The 18391-nt window shown below is 71.3% G+C and carries 17 protein-coding genes; 13 read left to right on the top strand and 4 right to left on the bottom strand.

What is annotated here, in order from left to right; genetic code table 11:
- The first annotated feature begins 166 nt into the window (after positions 1 to 166).
- From AB0J69_RS13310 to AB0J69_RS13290, 5 genes are all read left to right on the top strand, one after another.
- Entirely contained in the window at positions 167 to 745 is a 579-nt protein-coding gene (locus AB0J69_RS13310) for a hypothetical protein (protein WP_364116466.1), read from the top strand.
- Positions 746 to 1111: 366 nt separating this feature from the next.
- Positions 1112 to 1387, top strand: coding sequence for a hypothetical protein (locus AB0J69_RS13305; RefSeq protein ID WP_364116464.1), 276 nt, complete (start codon positions 1112 to 1114; stop codon positions 1385 to 1387).
- Positions 1388 to 1552: 165 nt separating this feature from the next.
- Complete coding sequence (locus tag AB0J69_RS13300) at positions 1553 to 2734, top strand: cytochrome P450 (protein WP_364116462.1); 1182 nt, start codon at positions 1553 to 1555, stop codon at positions 2732 to 2734.
- A gap of 18 nt (positions 2735 to 2752) precedes the next feature.
- Positions 2753 to 3490 carry an HAD family hydrolase gene (locus AB0J69_RS13295; protein ID WP_364116460.1) on the top strand — a complete coding sequence of 246 codons (738 nt, stop codon included), beginning with the start codon at positions 2753 to 2755 and terminating at the stop codon, positions 3488 to 3490.
- Entirely contained in the window at positions 3487 to 3759 is a 273-nt protein-coding gene (locus AB0J69_RS13290) for a DUF4031 domain-containing protein (protein WP_364116458.1), read from the top strand. Before AB0J69_RS13295 ends, AB0J69_RS13290 begins: the two co-directional genes overlap by 4 nt.
- Before the next feature lie 99 nt (positions 3760 to 3858).
- On the opposite strand, the gene AB0J69_RS13285 is transcribed toward AB0J69_RS13290, so the two are convergent.
- Positions 3859 to 4737 carry a hypothetical protein gene (locus AB0J69_RS13285; RefSeq protein WP_364116456.1) on the bottom strand — a complete coding sequence of 293 codons (879 nt, stop codon included), beginning with the start codon at positions 4735 to 4737 and terminating at the stop codon, positions 3859 to 3861.
- A gap of 89 nt (positions 4738 to 4826) precedes the next feature.
- Between AB0J69_RS13285 and AB0J69_RS13280 the strand changes: the two genes are divergently transcribed.
- Positions 4827 to 5993 carry an alpha-hydroxy acid oxidase gene (locus tag AB0J69_RS13280; protein ID WP_364116454.1) on the top strand — a complete coding sequence of 389 codons (1167 nt, stop codon included), beginning with the start codon at positions 4827 to 4829 and terminating at the stop codon, positions 5991 to 5993.
- Here AB0J69_RS13280 and AB0J69_RS13275 read toward each other — a convergent pair.
- Together AB0J69_RS13275 and AB0J69_RS13270 are read right to left on the bottom strand one after the other, a co-directional pair.
- Complete coding sequence (locus tag AB0J69_RS13275; RefSeq protein WP_364116452.1) at positions 5980 to 8484, bottom strand: discoidin domain-containing protein; 2505 nt, start codon at positions 8482 to 8484, stop codon at positions 5980 to 5982. The two genes, AB0J69_RS13280 and AB0J69_RS13275, sit on opposite strands and share 14 nt — an antisense overlap.
- 124 nt (positions 8485 to 8608) lie before the next feature.
- A complete protein-coding gene (locus AB0J69_RS13270; RefSeq protein ID WP_364116450.1) occupies positions 8609 to 9799 on the bottom strand; it encodes an ROK family protein in 1191 nt (396 codons plus the stop codon).
- A 170-nt stretch (positions 9800 to 9969) separates the two neighbouring features.
- Between AB0J69_RS13270 and AB0J69_RS13265 the strand changes: the two genes are divergently transcribed.
- From AB0J69_RS13265 to AB0J69_RS13240, 6 genes are all read left to right on the top strand, one after another.
- On the top strand, positions 9970 to 11184 hold the full coding sequence (locus tag AB0J69_RS13265; RefSeq protein WP_364116448.1) for an ABC transporter substrate-binding protein: 1215 nt from the start codon (positions 9970 to 9972) through the stop codon (positions 11182 to 11184).
- A gap of 1 nt (position 11185) precedes the next feature.
- Positions 11186 to 12148 carry a sugar ABC transporter permease gene (locus tag AB0J69_RS13260; RefSeq protein ID WP_364116446.1) on the top strand — a complete coding sequence of 321 codons (963 nt, stop codon included), beginning with the start codon at positions 11186 to 11188 and terminating at the stop codon, positions 12146 to 12148.
- A complete protein-coding gene (locus tag AB0J69_RS13255) occupies positions 12145 to 12978 on the top strand; it encodes a carbohydrate ABC transporter permease (RefSeq protein ID WP_364116444.1) in 834 nt (277 codons plus the stop codon). Before AB0J69_RS13260 ends, AB0J69_RS13255 begins: the two co-directional genes overlap by 4 nt.
- Positions 12979 to 12988: 10 nt before the next feature.
- Positions 12989 to 14950: a beta-galactosidase gene (locus tag AB0J69_RS13250; RefSeq protein WP_364116442.1), complete on the top strand. Its 1962-nt coding sequence runs from the start codon at positions 12989 to 12991 to the stop codon at positions 14948 to 14950.
- A 102-nt stretch (positions 14951 to 15052) separates the two neighbouring features.
- Positions 15053 to 15472, top strand: coding sequence for a hypothetical protein (locus AB0J69_RS13245; RefSeq protein WP_364116440.1), 420 nt, complete (start codon positions 15053 to 15055; stop codon positions 15470 to 15472).
- Between the two features lie 185 nt (positions 15473 to 15657).
- Entirely contained in the window at positions 15658 to 16926 is a 1269-nt protein-coding gene (locus AB0J69_RS13240; protein WP_364116438.1) for a hypothetical protein, read from the top strand.
- Between the two features lies 1 nt (position 16927).
- Here AB0J69_RS13240 and AB0J69_RS13235 read toward each other — a convergent pair whose 3' ends face one another.
- Entirely contained in the window at positions 16928 to 17500 is a 573-nt protein-coding gene (locus tag AB0J69_RS13235; RefSeq protein ID WP_364116436.1) for a sigma-70 family RNA polymerase sigma factor, read from the bottom strand.
- Positions 17501 to 17679: 179 nt separating this feature from the next.
- Here AB0J69_RS13235 and AB0J69_RS13230 point away from each other — a divergent pair, with 179 nt between their 5' ends.
- On the top strand, positions 17680 to 18390 hold the full coding sequence (locus AB0J69_RS13230) for a Crp/Fnr family transcriptional regulator (protein ID WP_364116435.1): 711 nt from the start codon (positions 17680 to 17682) through the stop codon (positions 18388 to 18390).
- Position 18391: the final 1 nt, after the last annotated feature.

The raw sequence follows: 18391 nt of genomic DNA, 5'->3' as shown, positions 1-18391 counted from the left end.
TATGCGACGAGATCATCGCAGAATGTCGCCATCTTGTACGCCAAACGCCGTCTGCTGCACCATTTTGCCCACCTTTCACTGCTGTTCGATGCTCTTGACGGAGGGTGTATCAGGCGCGGCGGAGCGTGCTCTGCGGTCACAGGGGGTTCGACTCAGGGAGGGGCTCATGAAGATCTTCGGCGGTGAGCCGGCGCTCGTCCTCGGACTGGCGAGCGCGGGCGTGCAGATGGTGACGGCGACGTTCCTGCCGCTGACCACCACGCAGGTGGCGGCGATCAACGCGATCGCGGCCGCGGGGCTGGGCGTCTGGACGGCGTTCGCCACGCGGAACCTGGACGGGGGCAGGTCCATCAAGGCGGCGGCGCTGGGGTTCGCGCAGGCTGCGGTCACGCTGGGGCTGGTGTTCGGGGTGGCGCTGACGGAGCAGCAGACGGCGTCCATCATGGCCTTCGTGGCGGTGGTGGGGGCGGCGTTCGTCCGCCAGGTCTCGACGCCGGCGGGCACGGCCACACCCCCGGCGCCCACCGAACCGCACCCGCAGGCCACGGCGACGGACGGGGCAACAGGCGGAGCGACAGACGGGGCGACAGACGGGGCGACAGACGGGGCGACGGACGGAGTGACGGGCGCGGCGACGCACACGCCACCCGCGCCCCGCCGCGCCCGCCGCCGCACCGGTCCCCGCCGCAGCACCCGAGCGGGCGGCCCCACGCCAGCGGCCGGCCAGGGCACGCCGTCCGACTGAGCCCAGGAGCGGGGCATGCGGCACGGGGCTTACGGCACGGGGGGCCGCTCGGGCGACCGTCGCACGCGCCACACCCGGCGACGTCGGCAACCGCCTGCCGATCGGGGTGCGGGCGAGCAGCACCTCCGACAGCTGGCCGCGCGGGCAACCAGCCGGACGGGCAACCAGCCGCGCGGGGAACCAGCCGGACGGGGAACCAGCCGGACGGGGAACCAGGCGCGCGGGGAACCAGGCGCGCGGGGAACCGGGCGCGGGTGCGGTCGGTGGGGCGGGCGTCGGTCGGGTGGGGTGCCGTGTTGGTGACAGGGGTGATTCGGGGTGGTCGGTCATGGACGGCGGGCGCACAATGGGACGCGAGGAGGGACTGTGAGCAAGCGATCGCGCAGACGCCGTGCTCTAACCAGCGGCGCGCCCGCCTGGCCGCCCGGCTTCGGCCCCGGGGAGCCCCACTGGACCGAAGGCGACGACTTCCCGTTCGACGATCCGCAAGGAGGCGAGGGCGGCGTGCGCGAGCCGCGCAGGCCCAAGCCCGCCCCGCCCGCCCTGTCGGCCGAGGCCCCACTGCCCGAGCCGCTCATCCGCGCCCGCGACCGCACCCAGCCGCCGCCCGACGAGGTGACCAGGGCGTTAGCCGGCAGGTGAGGCCGCCCCCGGGTCGAGTTCATCTGCACCCACCGGCTGAGAGGGCGGCAGGGGCGAGATGTAAATTCGTCCTTTCGGAGGGCACCATTCACCAATCCGGATGGGACCATCTATGCAGGGATTTATCCCAACATGGTGTGATGTATCCCAGCAGGACGGATATCGATGTCAGATACAGAAGAGTTCCCGCTCGTCCAGTTCATGCGTGACGGGTTCGACCCCGTGGGCGAGCTCGGGCGCATCCGGACCGAGCACCCGGTCTTCCCCATGGAGATCCCGGGCGGTCAGACCGTGTACCTCGTCACCCGCTGGGAGGACGTACGCGGTGTGCTCGGCGACCACGAGCGCTTCAGCAACGACTTCGCCGGCGTGATCGGGCTCGGCTCCAACCAGGAGGACCCCGGTGGCCTGGGGTTCCGCGACCCGCCCGAGCACACGCGGCTGCGCAAGTACCTGACGCCCGAGTTCACCATGCGCCGTCTGCGCCGGCTGGAGCCGCGCATCGAGGCCATGGTCGAGGAGTACCTCGACCGCATCGAGGCCAAGGGCGCCGAGGGCATGCCGGTGGACCTGGTGGAGGAGTTCGCGCTGCCGATCCCGTCGCTGGTCGTGTGCGAGCTGCTCGGCGTCCCGTTCGAGGAGCGCGCCGACTTCGTGAAGATCAGCAAGGACCGGTTCGACTTCACCGCCGGGCCCGAGGCGTCCCTGCAGGCCATCAACGACGCCATGACGTACCTGACGGACCTCGTGGCCAGGGAGCGGCAGAATCCGGGTGACGGGCTGCTCGGGCAGTTGCTGCGCGAGCACGGCGACGAGCTCGACGACCGTACGCTCGCCAGCATGGCCGACGGGCTGCTGACCGGCGGGCACGACACCAGCACCAGCATGCTCGCGCTCGGCTCCCTGTGGCTGATGCGCAACCCCGAGCAGGCCGCCAAGGTGCGCGAGGTGGACGGCTACGTCGTGGACGTGGTCGAGGAACTGCTGCGGTACATGACGGTCGTGCAGGTCGCCTTCCCGCGCTTCGCCCGCGACGACCTGGAGCTGCACGGCGTACCGATCAAGAAGGGCGAGATGGTGCTGTGCTCGCTGACCGGTGCCAACCGCGACCCCGCCCTCGGCGAGAACATGGACGAGGTACTGCCGGGACGGGCGACGGCGGGCTCGCACATGGCGTTCGGCCACGGCATCCACCGCTGCATCGGCGCGCCGCTGGCCCAGATGGAGATGCGCATCGCCTTCCCCGCGCTGCTGCGCCGCTTCCCCGGCCTGCATGTCGCGGGCGAGGTGCCGTTCCGGGAACTCGCCATCGTCTACGGGGTCAAAGAACTACCCGTCGCCTGGTAGAGCGGTTACGTTCGCAATGTGAACGAGCCTGTCATCGACCTGACCGCGATCAGCGCCGTCGTGTTCGACACCGACGGCGTGGTCACCGACACCGCTCGGGGGCACGCGGCCGCCTGGAAGCACGTCTTCGACGCGTTCCTGCGCGGCCGCTCGGCACCGTTCGACATCCGCGACGACTATCTGCGGCACGTGGACGGGCGCCCGCGCCTGGACGGCATCCGTACGTTCCTGACCGCTCGCGGCATCACGGTGCCCGAGGGATCGCCCGACGACGAGCCCGGCGCGCCGACCGTACACGGGCTTGGCCTGGCCAAGGACCGCCTGTTCATGGAGCAGGTGGACAAGTACGGGGTGGCCGCGTTCCCGTCCACGGTGGCGCTGCTGCACGAGCTGCGGCACCGCGGCGCCCGTACGGCGGCCGTCTCCGCCAGCCTGCACGGCCGCAAGCTGGTCGGCTCGGCCGGGGTCATGCACCTGTTCGACCTGATGGTGGACGGCAACGACGCCGCGCTGATGAACCTGCCCGGCACGCCCGACCCCGCGCTCTACCTGGAGGCGGCCCGGCGGCTGAACCTGCCCGCGGCCAAGGTCGCGGTGGTGGTGTCCGCGCTGCCGGGGATCGAGGCGGGCAAGAAGGGCGGGTTCGGGCTGGTCGCCGCGGTGGCCCGGGACGGCGACGGGACCGGGGCGGACGTCGTGGTGCCCGATCTGGGGGATCTGGGGGTGCTGGGAAGGGTTCTACCCTTGAGGGCGTGACCGTTCTGATCGATCCGCCCAACTGGCCGGGGCCGCGTGGCCTGATGTGGTCGCATCTCGTCAGCGACAGCTCGCTGGAGGAGTTGCATGCCTTCGCCGTGCGGTTGGGGGTGCCGGAGCGGGCGTTCGACCGGGACCACTATGACGTGCCGGAGACCGTGCATGCGCGGGCTGTGGAGCTGGGGGCCGAGGCGGTCAGTTCTCGGGAGTTGCTGCGGCGGCTGATCGCGGGCGGGCTGCGCCGCCGCAAGCGGCACCGGGTCGGTTAGGGCCTGTCAGGGCTGGTTCTCGCCTCCGGCCCCCGATCCCGGCTCTCCCACCGCACTACGGCTGGTGTCCTTCGGGGGAGGGAGAAGGCGGGGCCGGGATCAGTCGGTGGTCAGGGTGGCGAGTTCGGCCGTCATGTTGGTCCTGGCGGGGGCTTCCCACAGTTCTCTGGCTCGTGGGGTGCGGTAGAGGGACGGGGTGGCGAGCAGGCGGCGCAGCACCTGCGAGCGGCCCTTAGCGAACGCCGGGTCGGGGACGTGGGCGTATTCCTGGCGGATGGCGTGCGCGTAGGCCGGGTAGGCGGGGCTGGCGAGGATGGCGAGGTCGGCGTCGCACAGGACGGCGCCGTCGTGGTCGCCGGGTTCGAGCGTGTCGTGGGCGGCCGTGAGGCGTACCAGCCGGGCGACCGTGGCGACCCGGTCGGCGGGGACGCCGCATCTGGGGAGGCGGGACTGGGCGAGTTGGGCGCTGCGTTCCTCGTCCCAGCCGGGGCGGCCGTCGTAGACGGCGTCGTGGAACCAGGCGGCGAGCCGTACGGCCGTCGCGTCCTCGGCCTCGGTGGCGAGCGGCTCGATGGCGGCCAGGACGGCGGCCAGGTGGGTGCGGGTGTGGTATCTGCGGTGCGGCTCGGACCAGCGGGCGATGAGCTCCGCGCGGACCGCCAGGGATGCGGGCGAGCCGCCCGCGAGCTCCGCCCAGCGCCCGGGTGAGGTCCAGTCCTCAGCCACCCCGCCGACGCCCGAGGCCCCAGTCTCGGAAGGCCCGCCGACGCCCGCGGCCCCAGTCTCGGAAGGCCCGCCGACGCCCGCGGCCCCGCTCCCGGGAGACCCGCCGACGCCCGAGGGCCGGCTCTCACGCGACGCGGCGGCGTCCCCGGGACCGTTGCCGGGGGTCGCGCCGTCGTCGTCGCGGGACCTGCCGGAGGCCGGAGGTCCGGCGGTGGGGGTGTCGTTGTCCGGTGCCGGCCAGTCGTCGATCACAGTTCCACCGTAGTGGTAGCGTCCTGGGCATCGGGACGACAGGCAAGGAGCCGCGGCGCCTGCCCCGCTGGCGGGAGCTGCGGGCCGTCATGCCCGGACGGCCCCGGTGGGCGCGGGCGGCGAGGGTGGCGGCGGCGGCCGATGTGGCGGATCTGCGGCTGCTGGCCAGGAAGCGTGCCCCGCGCATGGTGTTCGACTACGTGGACGGCGCGGCCGAGGGTGAGCGGTCGATGGCCAGGGCGGTGGAGGCGTTCGAGCGGGTGGAGTTCGCCCCGCGCGTGTTGCGGGACGTCGCCGAGGCTCCGACGGCGGTCGAGGTCCTGGGGCGGCGGATCGGGATGCCGGTCGTGCTAGGCCCGACCGGGTTCACCCGGATGATGCACCGCGAGGGCGAGCGGGCCGTGGCACGGGCGGCGGCAGGGGCGTCGATCCCGTACACGCTGTCCACCATGGGCACCACGACGGTGCGTGACGTGGCCGCGGCGGCGCCCGGCGGCTGGAACTGGTTCCAGCTGTACGTGGTCCGCGACCGCGCCCGCAACCTGGAGTCGCTGTCCATGGCCGCGGACGCGGGCATGGACGTGCTGGTGGTGACCGTGGACGTGCCGGTGGCCGGGGCGCGGCTGCGGGATGTGCGGCACGGGCTGACGATCCCGCCCGCCCTGCGCTGGCGCGGCGCGCTGGAGGTGCTGCGGCACCCGGCGTGGTGGTTCGACTTCCTCACCAGCGAGCCGCTCCGGTTCGCCACCGTGGAGGGGGCGCCCGCCGACATCGCGGGCCTGACGAACCTGATGTTCGACCCGTCCGTGACGATCCGCGACCTGGAGTGGATCAGGTCCGCGTGGCAGGGCCGGCTGCTGGTCAAGGGGGTGCAGCGGGTGGACGACGCCAAGGACCTGGCCGCCGTCGGGGTGGACGGGATCGTGGTGTCCAACCACGGCGGGCGCCAGCTCGACCGCTCCCCCACGCCGCTGGAGCTGCTGCCCGAGGTGGTGGCGGCCGTGGGGGATCGCACGGAGGTGTTCCTCGACGGAGGGGTGCGGAGCGGGGCCGACGTCGCCGCCGCGGTCGCGCTGGGCGCCCGGGCGTGCTTCGTCGGCCGCGCCTACCTGTACGGCCTGATGGCCGGTGGCGAGCCCGGCGTGCGGCGGGTGCTGGACCTGCTGCACGCCGAGCTCGTCCGTACCCTGCAGCTGCTGGGCGTGGGCGGCGTCGAGGGCCTGGGCCCCGACGTCGTACGGCTCAGGGGAAGGTGACGACCTTCACCGGGATCGTGTCCGTGCCCTGGGCGGGGCCGCCCGTGTTGTTGACGACGTGGGCGATCGTGCCGTTGCCCCCGAGGGAGACGGTGAGCAGGTCGTGGAAGCGCACGTTCGGGTTGACCGGCGTCTCGAAGCCGCGTTCGGCCACGATGCTCGGGTCGACGTTGAAGTAGCAGTACGCCCCCAGCCCCCACGCCTCGTGCGAGGTGACGGAGTCGGCGACCTTGTAGGCGGCGTAGCCGCGGGTGGAGCCGTTCATCCAGGCGGCCTGGTTCGGCGGGTCGTAGGGCATCTCGTTCTGGAAGAAGATCGTCCGGCCGCGCTGCCCGTTCCAGATGACCTGGTACTTCTGGTAGTGCTCGACGAACAGCCCGTACGCGGTGACATCGTCGCCGTTGACGATCAGCCCGGTGTCGGCGGTGTTGACGGTCCAGCCGATGCCGGTTCCGTGGTCGCCGCGCCAGGCCCAGATGTGGTCGATGATCGTGTGGTCGCTGTTGATGACGAGGCTGGTCGTGGCCTTGCCCGCGTGGCTGCCGCCGATGCGGAAGAACACGTCCTGGATCGAGATGGGGTTGGCGGCGTGCGAGGCCGAGGAGCCGGACGGGCCGACCTCCATGAGGATTGGCGAGTTGACCGGCCCGGCGTCGAAGAGCAGCCCGGCCACCTTGACGCCGTCCACGTCGGCGACCCGCATCGGCACCACGCCGTTGTCGGGGATGATCGTGGCGTAGCCGAGGCCGAGCACGACCGTGTCGGGCCGGGTCACGTTGATGGTCTGGCCGACGTGGTAGATGCCGGGCGTGAAGAGCAGGTTCAGGCCGGCGGCGAGGGCGGCGTTGATCGTGGCGGCGGTGTCGGCCGGCTTGGCGACGTAGAAGCGGTTCAGCGGGATGGAGGTGCCGGTGCCGGGCCAGCTCGCGCCGCGCGAGTTCTGCCGCAGGGCGGGCACGAACACCTGGTAGGCGCCCGCGGAGTCCACGTACAGGTAGGGCTTCTCCCTGGTCACCGGGCTGGTGTCGAGCGTCGTGTACGGCGGCTCGGGGAAGGACTGGGCGGGCGCCCCGGCGACGCCGGAGAAGACCATGTTCCACACGCCGTTGAGCCAGCCGCCTATGGTGCTGTCGCGGGTGAACCACTGCTGCTGCGAGTAGGGCTGCACGGTCCCGTCGATCCGGCTGTCGGCGATGTAGCCGCCGCTGGCCCAGCCGTACCCGCTGGGCGCCAGGTTGAGGTTGCCCCTGACGTGCATCCGCCGGAACGGCGCCGCCTGCGAGACCGCCCACTGGTTGGTGCCGCCGGTCGGCGTGATCGACAGGTTCTCGGCCGAGCGCCAGAAGTTCTGCGTGGCGTTGCCGCCGAACCAGCCCGCGTCCACCCTGACCTGGCCGTTGATGGTGACGTCGTCGGGGCTGCGGCCCAGGCCCATGATCGAGGTGTAGAAGCCGATGTTCGCGTTGACGTTGTAGCTGCCGGGCTTGAACAGCAGGGCGTGCCGCTGCAGGCCGAACTGGTTGGACTCCATCTGGGTGAACACCGAGTCCAGCGTGGACTGGATGGTGGCGGCCGGCATCGACGGGTCGAAGACGTGCACGTTGGGGCCGAGGTCGCCGCCGGGCTGCGGGTCGGTCGTGCCGGGGGTCCGCACGGTGAGCTCCCAGAGCGAGTAGCCGTACGCGGTGGCCCTGACCGTGCCGTGCACGCGGAGGTAGCGGCCGGCGCCGGAGACGTTCAGGGCCTGCGTGCCGCCCGTGCCCGTCGTGGTGGAGTAGATGTCGGTCCAGGTCGAGGCGTTGTCGGAGACCTGGACGCGGAAGGACCTGGCGTAGGCGGCCTCCCACTGGAGCACCACCTGGCAGATCTGCCGGACCGAGCCGAGGTCGACCTGGAGCCACTGCGGGTCGGTGAACAGGCTGGACCAGCGGGTCCCGGCGTCGCCGTCCACGGCGGCCGGAGCGGAGGTGGCGGCGCCCTCGGACGAGGAGGCGGTGGCCGGGCGGTTGAGCGCGGCGTTGGCGGTGCCGCAGGCCGTGGTGCCCGTGGTGCCGTAGACCTGGAGCTCCCACAGCGAGTAGCCGTACGCGGTGGCGCGGGCGGTGCCGTACAGGCGGAGGTAGCGGCCGGTGCCGGACACGGTGAGCGTCTGCGTGCCGCCGGTGCCGGTCGTGGTCGAGTAGATGTCGGTCCAGGTGGCGGCGTCGGTGGAGACCTGGAGGCGGAACGCGGTGGCGTACGCGGCCTCCCACCGCAGCACCACGCCGGACACGGTGGCGGTGGCGCCCAGGTCCACCTGGACCCACTGCGGGTCGCCGAACGCGCTGGACCAGCGGGTCCCGGTGTCGCCGTCCACGGCGGCCGAGGCGGGCGTGCCGGCGCTCTCGGAGGACGAAGCGGTCACGGTCCGGCCCTGCGACAGGAGCGGGTCGGCCGCCCGCGCGGGCCCGGCGACCAGGAAGGACAGGATCAGGGCGGCGAGTGACGCCACGATGAGGGCGGTACTTCGGGGCGGGTGCACTGCGAACTCCTCACGAACAGGGGGTAGTGAGAGAGCGCTCTATCGAGGAGAGCGTGCCTGCGCCCGGCACTTCTGTCAATGCTTGATTTAACGCCTACGCAATAGTGGTGACCGCTTCCGGAAACGCGGCGTCCCCGAAGAAGGGCTCGATCACCAGCGTGGCCGCACCCAGCGCCACCGCGTCGGGCCCGAGGCGGCCGAGCACGACCATCTCCGGCTGGAACGGCTGCGCCTGCGTGTTGGCCGCGGTGGCGGCGCGGATGTCGGCCAGCAGCCGGCCGCCCAGCATGAGGCCCGCCCACCCCCCGATCACGATGCGCTCGGGGTTGAACAGGTGCACCAGGCTCGACAGACCCACGCCGAGCAGCTCGACGCTCTCCCCGATCACCGGCGAGCCCTCCTCCAGCAGCCTGGCCAGCGCGGCCTCCTCGTCGGCGGAGTCGGCCACCACGCCGGCCCGGTCGAGGATGGCCTCGGCCCCCAGGTACGCCTCCAGGCACCCGCGCGCCCCGCACCGGCAGACCCGCCCCCCGGCGACGATCTTCAGGTGCCCCACCTCGCCCGCGGCCTTGCCCGCGCCGCGGTAGATCCGCCCGTCACTCACCACGGTCCCGCCCACGCCGGACCCCACGAGCAGGATGATCGCGTCGCGGGTGCCCCGGCCGGACCCGAACCAGAGCTCGGCCTGCCCCATGGTCTTGGCGCCGTTGTCCACGAACAGCGGCAGCGCGGTGCCGGCCCGCAGCAGCGCGCCCAGCGGCACCGCCTCCCAGCCGAACGTCTTGGCCCGCACCAGCGCGTCCGGCCCCGGCTCGACGATGCCCGGCACGCCGACGCCCACGCCGAGCACCTGCCCGGGCGCCACCTCGCCCTCGGCGATGACCGCGTCCACGCCGGTCAGGATGTGGCGGGCGACCAGCTCTGGGTCGTGCTTGGCCGACCGGACCGCGTAGTGGGCCCTGGCCCGCACGTTCATCTCCAGGTCGAACAGCTCGACCTTGACCTGGGTCTCGCCCACGTCCACGCCCACCGCGTAGCCGAAGGCCGGGTTGACCTTGAGCAGGACGCGGGGCCGGCCGCCGTCGGAGTCGACCTGGCCCGCCTCGACGATGACGTTGTCGGCCAGCAGGTCGCCGGTCATCGTGCTGACCGTGGCCGCGCTGAGGCCGGTCTCGGCGGACAGCTCGTTGCGGCTGGCGGGGCCGCCGAAGTAGAGCGCGCGCAGCAGCATCGCCCGGTTGCCCCGGCGAAGATCTCGTACGGTCCTGCGCCCTGACGTGCCCATCCTCGTCCCCGTTCCTCTCCTGAAACCCGCCGCCATGTTAGTTCACGGCCCGAAGAGCGGGCTCGGGCCGCCCGGATGTCCACGGCGTTACCGAAGCGTTTCCCGGCAACCCCTGACTTCTTTCGGACCTTAGATTATGGTCTGGCCATCCCCCCGATGAGGAGACGACAATGAGCCGAGGACTTGTGCGAGGCGCCGTCGTGGCGGTGCTGGCGAGCGGGCTGGCCGCGTGCGGCGGCGGTGGCGGCGGTGGCCAGGGCGACTCCAAGGAGCTGACCTTCTGGATGTACCAGGACCGCACCCCGCAGGCGGGCCAGGTCATCGAGAAGGTCCGCCAGGACTTCGAGAAGGCCAACCCCGGCGTCACCGTCAAGCTCGTCAAGATCCCGAAGGACGACTACAACACCAAGCTCGGCAGCGCCGTGGCCAGCAAGAGCGCCCCCGACGCGGGCATCCTCGACCAGCCGCTGGTCTCCAAGTACGCCCTCGACGGCACGATCAAGGAGGTGCCCGCCGGGCTTATCACCGAGGCCGACTACTACAAGGGCGCGCTGGACACCAACCGCGCCGGCGGCAAGCTCTACGGCCTGCCCCAGGACCAGACGACCGTCGCGCTCTTCTACAACAAGAAGCTGGTCCCGACGCCGCCCAAGACGTGGGACGAGCTGAAGCAGACCGCGGACCGGGTGCACGCCGCCGACGCGAACGTGGCCGGCATGAACGTGCCCAAGGGCGACGGCTACGGCGCCTGGATGTTCCCCGGCATCGTGCACGGCGCGGGCGGCGAGATGGTGGACGACGCCGGCAAGAAGGTGCTGTTCGACCAGCCGCCGGCCGTGGAGGCGCTGCAGCTCTGGGTGGACCTGCAGAAGTCGTCGCCGCGCAAGATCACCGACTCGGACAAGCCCTTCGAGAACGGCCTGGCCGCCATGACGATCTCCGGCCCGTGGGACGTGCCGACGATCCGCGAGCAGTTCCCCGACCTCGACTTCGGCGTGGCGCCGCTGCCGTACAAGAGCGAGCCGGCCGGCAACATCGGCGGCGAGGACTCGGTCGTCTTCTCCACCAGCAAGAACCCGGACCTGGCGTGGAAGTGGCTGGCCTTCCTCGGCAACGCGGACAACAACGGCGTCGTCGCCGACGCGCTCGGTGGGTTCCCCGTCCACCTCAAGGCGAAGGTCGTCGCGGGCGGCCCGGAGCAGGCGGCGTTCCTGGAGCAGCTCAAGGTGGCGCACGCGCGCCCGGCGGTGCCGCAGTGGATCCAGGTCAACGACGAGATCATCGCCCCGGCGATCGAGTCGGCGCTGACCGGCAAGGTCACGGCCCAGCAGGCGCTGGCGGACGCGGCGGCCAAGACGCGCTCCCTGCTCGGCTGGAACAGCTGACGTGACGGCACCCGTACTGGCGGACCGGCGGGTGGCGGCGGGGCCTGGGAGACGTGCCCGCCGCCGCCCGCCACGCCGCCGCGACCACGTGATCGGCTGGCTCCTGGTCACCCCGGCGCTCGTCTACTTCCTGGTCTTCCTGCTGTACCCGGCCCTGTCGGCGCTCTACTACAGCTTCACCGACTGGAACCTGCGCACCGACGCGAACTGGGTGGGCCTGGCCAACTACACGGACCTGCTGTTCGACGACGTCAAGTACCCGCACTTCTGGAAGTCGGTGCAGGTCACCCTGCAGTACACGCTGATCGCCGTGCCGCTGACCCTGGTGGCCGCGCTGGTGCAGGCGCTGCTGGTGAACGCGATCAGGCGCGGGGCGAACCTGTTCAGGCTGCTGCTGTTCCTGCCGGTCGTCACGGCGGAGGCGGCGGTCGGCGCGATCTGGCGCTGGCTCTACGACCCGCAGTACGGCCTGATCAACACGCTGCTCGGCCTGGTCGGCATCCCGGGGCAGAACTGGCTCAACACCCCCGAGCTGGTCATCCCGGCGCTGGCGTTCATCGCGGCCTGGCAGTGCGGCATCTCGATGATCATCTACCTAGCGGGCCTGAAGGGCATCCCCGGCGCCATCCAGGAGGCGGCGATCATCGACGGGGCCGGGCCGTGGCAGCGGTTCTGGCGGGTGACGTTCCCGATGCTCCGGCCGACCACGTTCTACCTGCTGGTGACCGGGGTGATCGCGGCGCTGCAGGTGTTCGGCCTGGTCTACGTGATCTTCTCCGGCAACGGGCGCAGCGTCACCGGCGGGCCCGAGCAGTCGGGGCTGACGTACGTGCTGCACCTCTACCTGTTCGCCTTCCGCTACGACGCGATGGGGGCGGCCTGCGCGATGTCGTTCATCCTGCTCGTCTTCATCATGATCGTCACCGCGCTGCAGTTCAGGTTCGTCAAGCAGGAGGCGTCATGAGGAAGGCGTCCATGTACGTGGCGCTGGTGCTGCTGGCGGCCGTGTCGGTGGTGCCGTTCCTGTGGATGCTGGCCACCTCCTTCAAGCACGGCCAGGACATCTACAGCAAGGTGCCCAACCTGCTGCCGCTGGACAGGAAGACCGGCGAGTGGGCGGCGACGCTGGACAACTACGACTACGTGCTGGGCGTCGGCGGGCTGGGCAACGCGTTCGTGAACAGCGTGTGGGTCTGCGCGATCCTGGTGCCGGCGAAGCTGCTGGTGGACGCGCTGGCCGCGTACGCGTTCGCGCGGATCCCGTTCCCCGGCCGCGACAAGCTGTTCGTGATCATGCTGGGCGGCATGATGGTGCCCGCGATCACGCTGCTGGTGCCGCGCATCCACGTCACCCAGTCGCTGGGCATGTTCGACTCCGGGTGGGGGCTGATCGTCCCGAACATCGCCTCGGTGCTCGACATCTTCCTGCTGCGGCAGTTCTTCCTGTCGCTGCCCGGCGAGCTGGAGGAGGCCGCGCTGATCGACGGGGCCGGCCGGATGCAGATCTTCTGGCGGATCGTGCTGCCGCTGTCGAAGCCCGTGCTCGCGGTCGTCACCATCACCAGCTTCCTGTTCCACTGGAACGACCTGGTGTGGCCGCTGCTGGTGACCAACGACCCCGAGCTCTACACCCTGCCGCTGGCGCTGCAGCAGCTCGTGGCCAGCCCCGACGGCGGGCGCGCGTACTACATCATGGCGGGCGCCACGCTCGCCGTCCTGCCCGTGATCGCCGTGCTGCTGGTCTTCCAGCGCCGCATCCTGCAGGGCATCGCATTCACCGGTCTGAAAGCTTAGGAGGACAAGCGTGGTCATCGAGGTCCGCGACGGGGTCGCCGTCGTCGACGGCGTGCCGCGGGTGCTCGTCACCGCCGACTATCCGTACTACCGCGACGATCCGGCCGTGTGGGCCGACCGGCTGCGGGCGGTACGGGACGAGCTCGGGATCGAGGTGGTCACCTGCTACCTGCCCTGGCGGCACCACCAGCCCGAGGCGGGCACGGCCCCTGACTTCACCGGCGTCACCCATCCCGCCCGGGACGTCACCGGCTTCCTGGCGCTCTGCCACGAGCTGGGGCTGCGGGTGGTCGCCAAGCCGGGACCGTTCATCCACGCCGAGGTCAGCTACGGCGGCCTGCCGGACTGGGTGTGCCCGGACGCCGACCCGTCGATCGAGCCGCTGCTCGACGCCGCCGGCGCGCCCTCGCGCTGGGGTGACGGCGCCGCGACCCGCACGCTGCCGGCGCCGCTCGGGCCCGCGTTCCTGACCAGGGCGACGCAGTGGCTCTCGGCGGTCGGCAAGGAGGTGCTGGCCGGCGCGGAGGCGGTGATCGCGGTGCAGATCGCGAACGAGGGCATCTACACCAGCGGGGCGCTGCCCCTGACGGCCTACGACTACAGCGCCTCCGGGGTGGCGTTCTACCGGGACCGGCTGCGGGCCTGGTACGGGACGCCGCAGGCGTACAACGAGGTGCACGGCACCGCGCTCGGCGACTGGGCGGAGATCGGGCCCCCGGTCACCGGCCTGCTCGCCCTCGCCGACTGGGGTCGCTTCCACGCCGAATACCTGGCCGAGGTGTACCGCGTCTGGACCCAGGCCGTCGGCTCCGACCTGCCGGTCGTCGTCAACCTGAACCCGCCGACCGTGCCGGAGCTGGACGACTGGCTGGCCAGGGTCAGGCCGGAGCTGTGGGACGGCATCTCCTACGGGTTCACCAACTGGATGGGCGTCGTGTCGGCCGACCCCGGCGCGCAGGCCCGCTACGTGATCGCCGCCAAGCGCGCGCCCGGCCCCAACCTGGAGGAGAACTGGGGCTTCTCCGAGCTCTACGACCCGGCCTACATCGACGGGGCGACCAGCTTCCACCAGTCGCTGCTGGCGATGGCGGCGGGGGCGACCGGGTTCAACGTCTACACCGGGGTGGCCACCTCGGGCTGGGCGCCGGAGCTCGATGCGGCGCACGCCGGGCCGTACCCGGACTGCGCGCCCATCGACGCGGGCGGCGCGGCCACCGGGAAGGCGCCGGTGGTGCGGGCGCTGGCGGACTTCTTCGCCGCGCACGGCGCCGAGTTCCTGGAGTGCGCCGGGGTGCGGCGGGACGCGTTCGGGCTGTACCTCCCGTACGCCGGGATCGCCGCGCTGTCCGGCCCCGGCGGCCCCGGCTGCGGGCGGGCGCTGCTGGCCTTCCACGAGCGGATGCGGGCGCGGGGCCTGGACTACGGGCTGGTCGAGCTGGAGAGCGTGACGCCGGAGGAGCTGGCCGCGTACCGGACGGTCACCGTGCCCGGCGGGCCGTTCATGCACCGGCGCGTGCAGGAGTTGCTGGCCGCCTACGCCGCGGCGGGCGGGCGGGTGCTGGTGGACGGGCCCGTGCCCGAGCTGGACGAGCGGCTGGGTCCGTGCGCGCTGCTCACCCCCTCCCCCGCTCCCCCGCCGGAGGCCGGCGAGGGCCTGGTCCTGTACGGGGAGGCCGACGCGTTCCTGCGCAGCCACCCCGGCCGGGACGTCCACTACCTCACGGTGCTCGTCCAGACGGGCAACGAGGGCCCGATCGGCCTGCGGACCCCATACGGGACCGTCGAGGTCGTCGCCGCGGAAGGCGGCGGAGCGGTGCTGCGCCTGGCCGGCGGGCGGCTCGGCGACATGGTGGTCAAGGGGCTCAACGCCTATCTGGACTGCGCCGTGGAGGCCAGCGTGCGGCTGAACGGCGTACGCGTCGGCGCCACGGGCCCCGGCGACCTCGTCAGGATCAGCGGTCCAGGAATCTAGAAAAAGTCACCTATTCATCATCAGAAAGGACGCGTATTTCGCCACCGGTGTCGTCGCTCTGCTCCTTCACACGGGGACCTGTCCCGCGGAGAGGAGATCGAAATGGCAACCGGAGAATTTCAACTGATGAAAGTGCCGGCCGAGCAGTTGACCGGCATTCTGCACGGTCAGGTTGTCGATCCCGGAGCTCATCCCACGAACATCGTTCATCAGGGCGAGGGTTGGACCGTGGACGTGAGCTGGGAGGTCACCGGTGAGCTCGTCGACTGGCTGGCGGGCCGCTGGCAATTGGAGATCATCGCCGATCTGCTGGGGGGTGGTGAGACAAGGCATCCATCACCCCCGGTGGAGATGACCTTCACACCCGGCTCCGGCAGATATACCGCTTCTGTCCCCATGCGCGGCCAGCTCGTCCCCGGCACATATGACCTGGTGGTCAATCTCACCACGACGACGGCCGCCGGCACCGCGGGGGCGCTCGGCGGATTCGTCGTGATCAGCAAGATCATGGTCAAGGACTGAGGACCGCCGCCCCGGGCCGGCCGCCCGGGGCGGCGCGCTGCAAGCCCGTCGCAAGTGACGGCTCCTACGCTCCAGCCCTGGCGGTCACGGGGCAATGCGGCCGCCGGACTGTATCTGACGCCGCTGGAGGCTCTCTTTACTCCGTGAGCATTCCTCGAGGCGACGGGACCACAACGGGAGACCCCATGTCCGACACTCCGATGACCGCGGACGACGTGCTGCGCATCGCGGCCTACAAGGACCGGAGCGCGGCGTTAGAAGCCATGGTCATCGCCTACAGCTACCATCGCGTGGCCGCCGACCTCGCCACCCGCCTGGGCCGGGAGGCGAACAACTGGTACTGCTACGCCACCTGGACGTCCAAGGCCGTCGGCGAGAGCCTCGACCTCGGCCCGGACTCCCCGTTCATCGAGGACTTCGGCCGCCGCCTGCGGGTGCCGCAGCGCTTCAAGCGGGTGTTCAGGGCCGCGTTGCTCACGCTGCTCGGGCCCAGCTACCAGCTCGGGCTGGCGCTGGCCAACCGCGCCATCTTCCTGGAGACCGCCAGCCTGGCGGTCAACCTGTGGAACGACAGCCCTGACCGCTTCCTCCGGGTGAGCCCGGAGTCCGACCTGACGCCGACGCCGCCGGAGTTCCTGACGAACCTGCTGTCGCCGGCCGACGCGCGCTATCTGAAGGACGCCGCCCAGCTCATGGTCGAGGCCGCCGGGGCCGACGACCCCGAGGTGCGGGCCGAGCTGATGCTGGGCGCGAACATCGCGCTGTCGGCGTACGAGCAGGCTCGCGCGCAGGCTGCGCTCGAGCTGGTGCTCTACCGGCCGGTCCGGTGGCTGACCCGGGTGTCGTGGCGGTCGCTGCGCTCGCTGGTCACCCGCAGGCGCTTCGCCCGCTTCCGCCTCTACGCCGCCGCGCACGCGGACCAGCCGTGGCTGACCCGCAAGCTGGAGGACCTGTGGTCCTCGCTCTACACCCGCCACCTGTTCGCCGTGCGGACGCCGCTCAGCGACATCAAGGTCGGCCGGCCGCTGACGGCGCCGGCGGGCGTGGACATGGCGAAGGCATGGGCGCCGATCCAGAACGAGAAGGTACGCAAGCTCGCCGAGGAGTTCATCACCGAGGACCAGGAGGCCTCCACGGCCGGGGTGACCGACTGGGTGTCCTACCGGGACCGGATGCGGTTCATCGTCAGCTATTTCCGGGTCTACCAGCGGGTGGACGCGCTCTACCGGGTGCCGTTCGACCAGCAGGTCGCCGAGGGGCTCGCCGAGGAGATGCGCCGGGGGTTCGTCCCCGACGCCATCAGCGGCATGTTCGACAGCAGGCCGGGGCTGCGCGAGCGGCGCACGAAGTTCTACGCCTATCCCGCGGAGACCGACCCGGACGCCCACGAGATGGCGCACTTCGACTTCGAGCCGTTCCTGGAGGCGATCCAGCTTGACCCGGCCACGAAGTAGATCAGTCCAGGAAGTCGCGCGTGATCTCGCGGGCCTGGAGAAGCCCGCGTAGCTTCGCGAAACAGCGGGCTCGGGTGGGCCCGATGCTCCCGACCGGCCTGCCCAGCCTGCGCGCCACGTCCACATAGTGCGGCTCGGAGGTTTCCGTGAGCGCCCTGAACAGGACCCGCTGCGCTGCCGGCAGCTTCTCGACCAGCTCCTCCAGCGTGCCGGCCAGCCAGATCCTGGCAAGTTCCCTGTCCACGTCGTCCGTGCTGCCCAGCGAGTCGAGGTCCGGTGTGCAGATCTCCTTCGTCCGCCTGGTGAGCTTCAGGCACTCGCGGAAGGCGATCGTGGCCAGCCAGCCCGCCATGCGCTGGCCGTCCTCCACGCTGCGCAGGTTCTGCCAGGCCAGCAGCCAGGTCGTCTGGAGCACGTCCTGGGCGTCCTCGTGGCTGAGCCGGAAGCGGCGGATGCGGGCCCTGAGCATCGGGCTGAACTCCTCGACCAGCCGCTCCCACGCCATGGCGTCGCCGTCCTGCGCGGCGGACACCAGGGCGGCGGTGTCAGGGCGTTCGATGGTCTCCAACTGCATGTCGTTCTCCCCGCCGGCCCGGGCACTCGGGGGGTCATTTCCGGCCGGCTCCCTCACGGTGCGCCCAGTGATCCGAAAAGGCTGTCTCGAACGTGACAGTCCAGGTGTGTTCCGCATCACATTTCGGAGATCGGTAACCACAGGCTGTCCGCTCGCGGAATGCGGCCTAGAGTTCTTGCATGAACGCTCGCAGCGGGCTTCCACACGACGTCGAGCCGGTCGCCGCCGTGCTGGCGGAGATCCCGTTGTTCCGCGTACTCGGAGAGAGCGGCATCCAGAGCACGGCACGGGCCGGGCTGGCGCGCAGATACCGGTCCGGGCAGATCATCTTCCACCAGGGAGACCCGGGAGAGTCGCTGTACGTGCTGCTGGACGGGCTGGTGAAGGTGGTGTTCACCACCGAGCACGGCGACGAGATCGTCCTCAACATGCTGGGCCGCGGCGACACCTTCGGCGAGATGGCACTGCTGGACGGCTCGCCCCGCTCGGCCTCCATCGTGACCGTGCGGCCCGCCTGGGTGTTCGTGCTGCCCAGGGCGCGGCTGCTGGAGCTGATGCGGGAGCACCCGGGGCTGGCCGACGAGTTCCTGCGCCTGCTCGGCCGGATGGTGCGCAGGCTCACCGACCAGGCGGCCGACCTGGCCTTCCTCGACCTAGGGGGCCGCCTGGCCAAGCTGCTGCTGCAGCTGGCCGACAAGCACGGCCAGGACGCCGGGGTGGTGGACCTGCCCGGGTTGACCCAGTCCGACCTCGCCGCGCTGATCGGCGCGTCGCGACCGGCGGTCAACCGGGCGCTGCAGTCACTCGTGGCGAGGAACCTCATCGCCGTCAAAGGCCGAACGATCACGCTGCTGGATGTCGCCGCCCTCCGGAAACGGGGCGGCCTCTGAA

The sequence above is a fragment of the Nonomuraea sp. NPDC049709 genome (assembly GCF_040674815.1).
Classification (GTDB): Bacteria; Actinomycetota; Actinomycetes; order Streptosporangiales; family Streptosporangiaceae; genus Nonomuraea.
Note: the sequence above shows the minus strand (reverse complement) of the source record. Positions and strands in the feature narration are given on the sequence as shown.

Coding starts and splice junctions, on each gene's coding strand:
- AB0J69_RS13310 (WP_364116466.1), top strand. CDS start 167: ATGAAGATCTTCGGCGGTGAGCCGGCGCTCGTCCTCGGACTGGCGAGC.
- AB0J69_RS13300 (WP_364116462.1), top strand. CDS start 1,553: ATGTCAGATACAGAAGAGTTCCCGCTCGTCCAGTTCATGCGTGACGGG.
- AB0J69_RS13280 (WP_364116454.1), top strand. CDS start 4,827: ATGCCCGGACGGCCCCGGTGGGCGCGGGCGGCGAGGGTGGCGGCGGCG.
- AB0J69_RS13270 (WP_364116450.1), bottom strand. CDS start 9,799: ATGGGCACGTCAGGGCGCAGGACCGTACGAGATCTTCGCCGGGGCAAC.
- AB0J69_RS13265 (WP_364116448.1), top strand. CDS start 9,970: ATGAGCCGAGGACTTGTGCGAGGCGCCGTCGTGGCGGTGCTGGCGAGC.
- AB0J69_RS13255 (WP_364116444.1), top strand. CDS start 12,145: ATGAGGAAGGCGTCCATGTACGTGGCGCTGGTGCTGCTGGCGGCCGTG.
- AB0J69_RS13245 (WP_364116440.1), top strand. CDS start 15,053: ATGGCAACCGGAGAATTTCAACTGATGAAAGTGCCGGCCGAGCAGTTG.
- AB0J69_RS13240 (WP_364116438.1), top strand. CDS start 15,658: ATGTCCGACACTCCGATGACCGCGGACGACGTGCTGCGCATCGCGGCC.
- AB0J69_RS13235 (WP_364116436.1), bottom strand. CDS start 17,500: ATGCAGTTGGAGACCATCGAACGCCCTGACACCGCCGCCCTGGTGTCC.
- AB0J69_RS13230 (WP_364116435.1), top strand. CDS start 17,680: ATGAACGCTCGCAGCGGGCTTCCACACGACGTCGAGCCGGTCGCCGCC.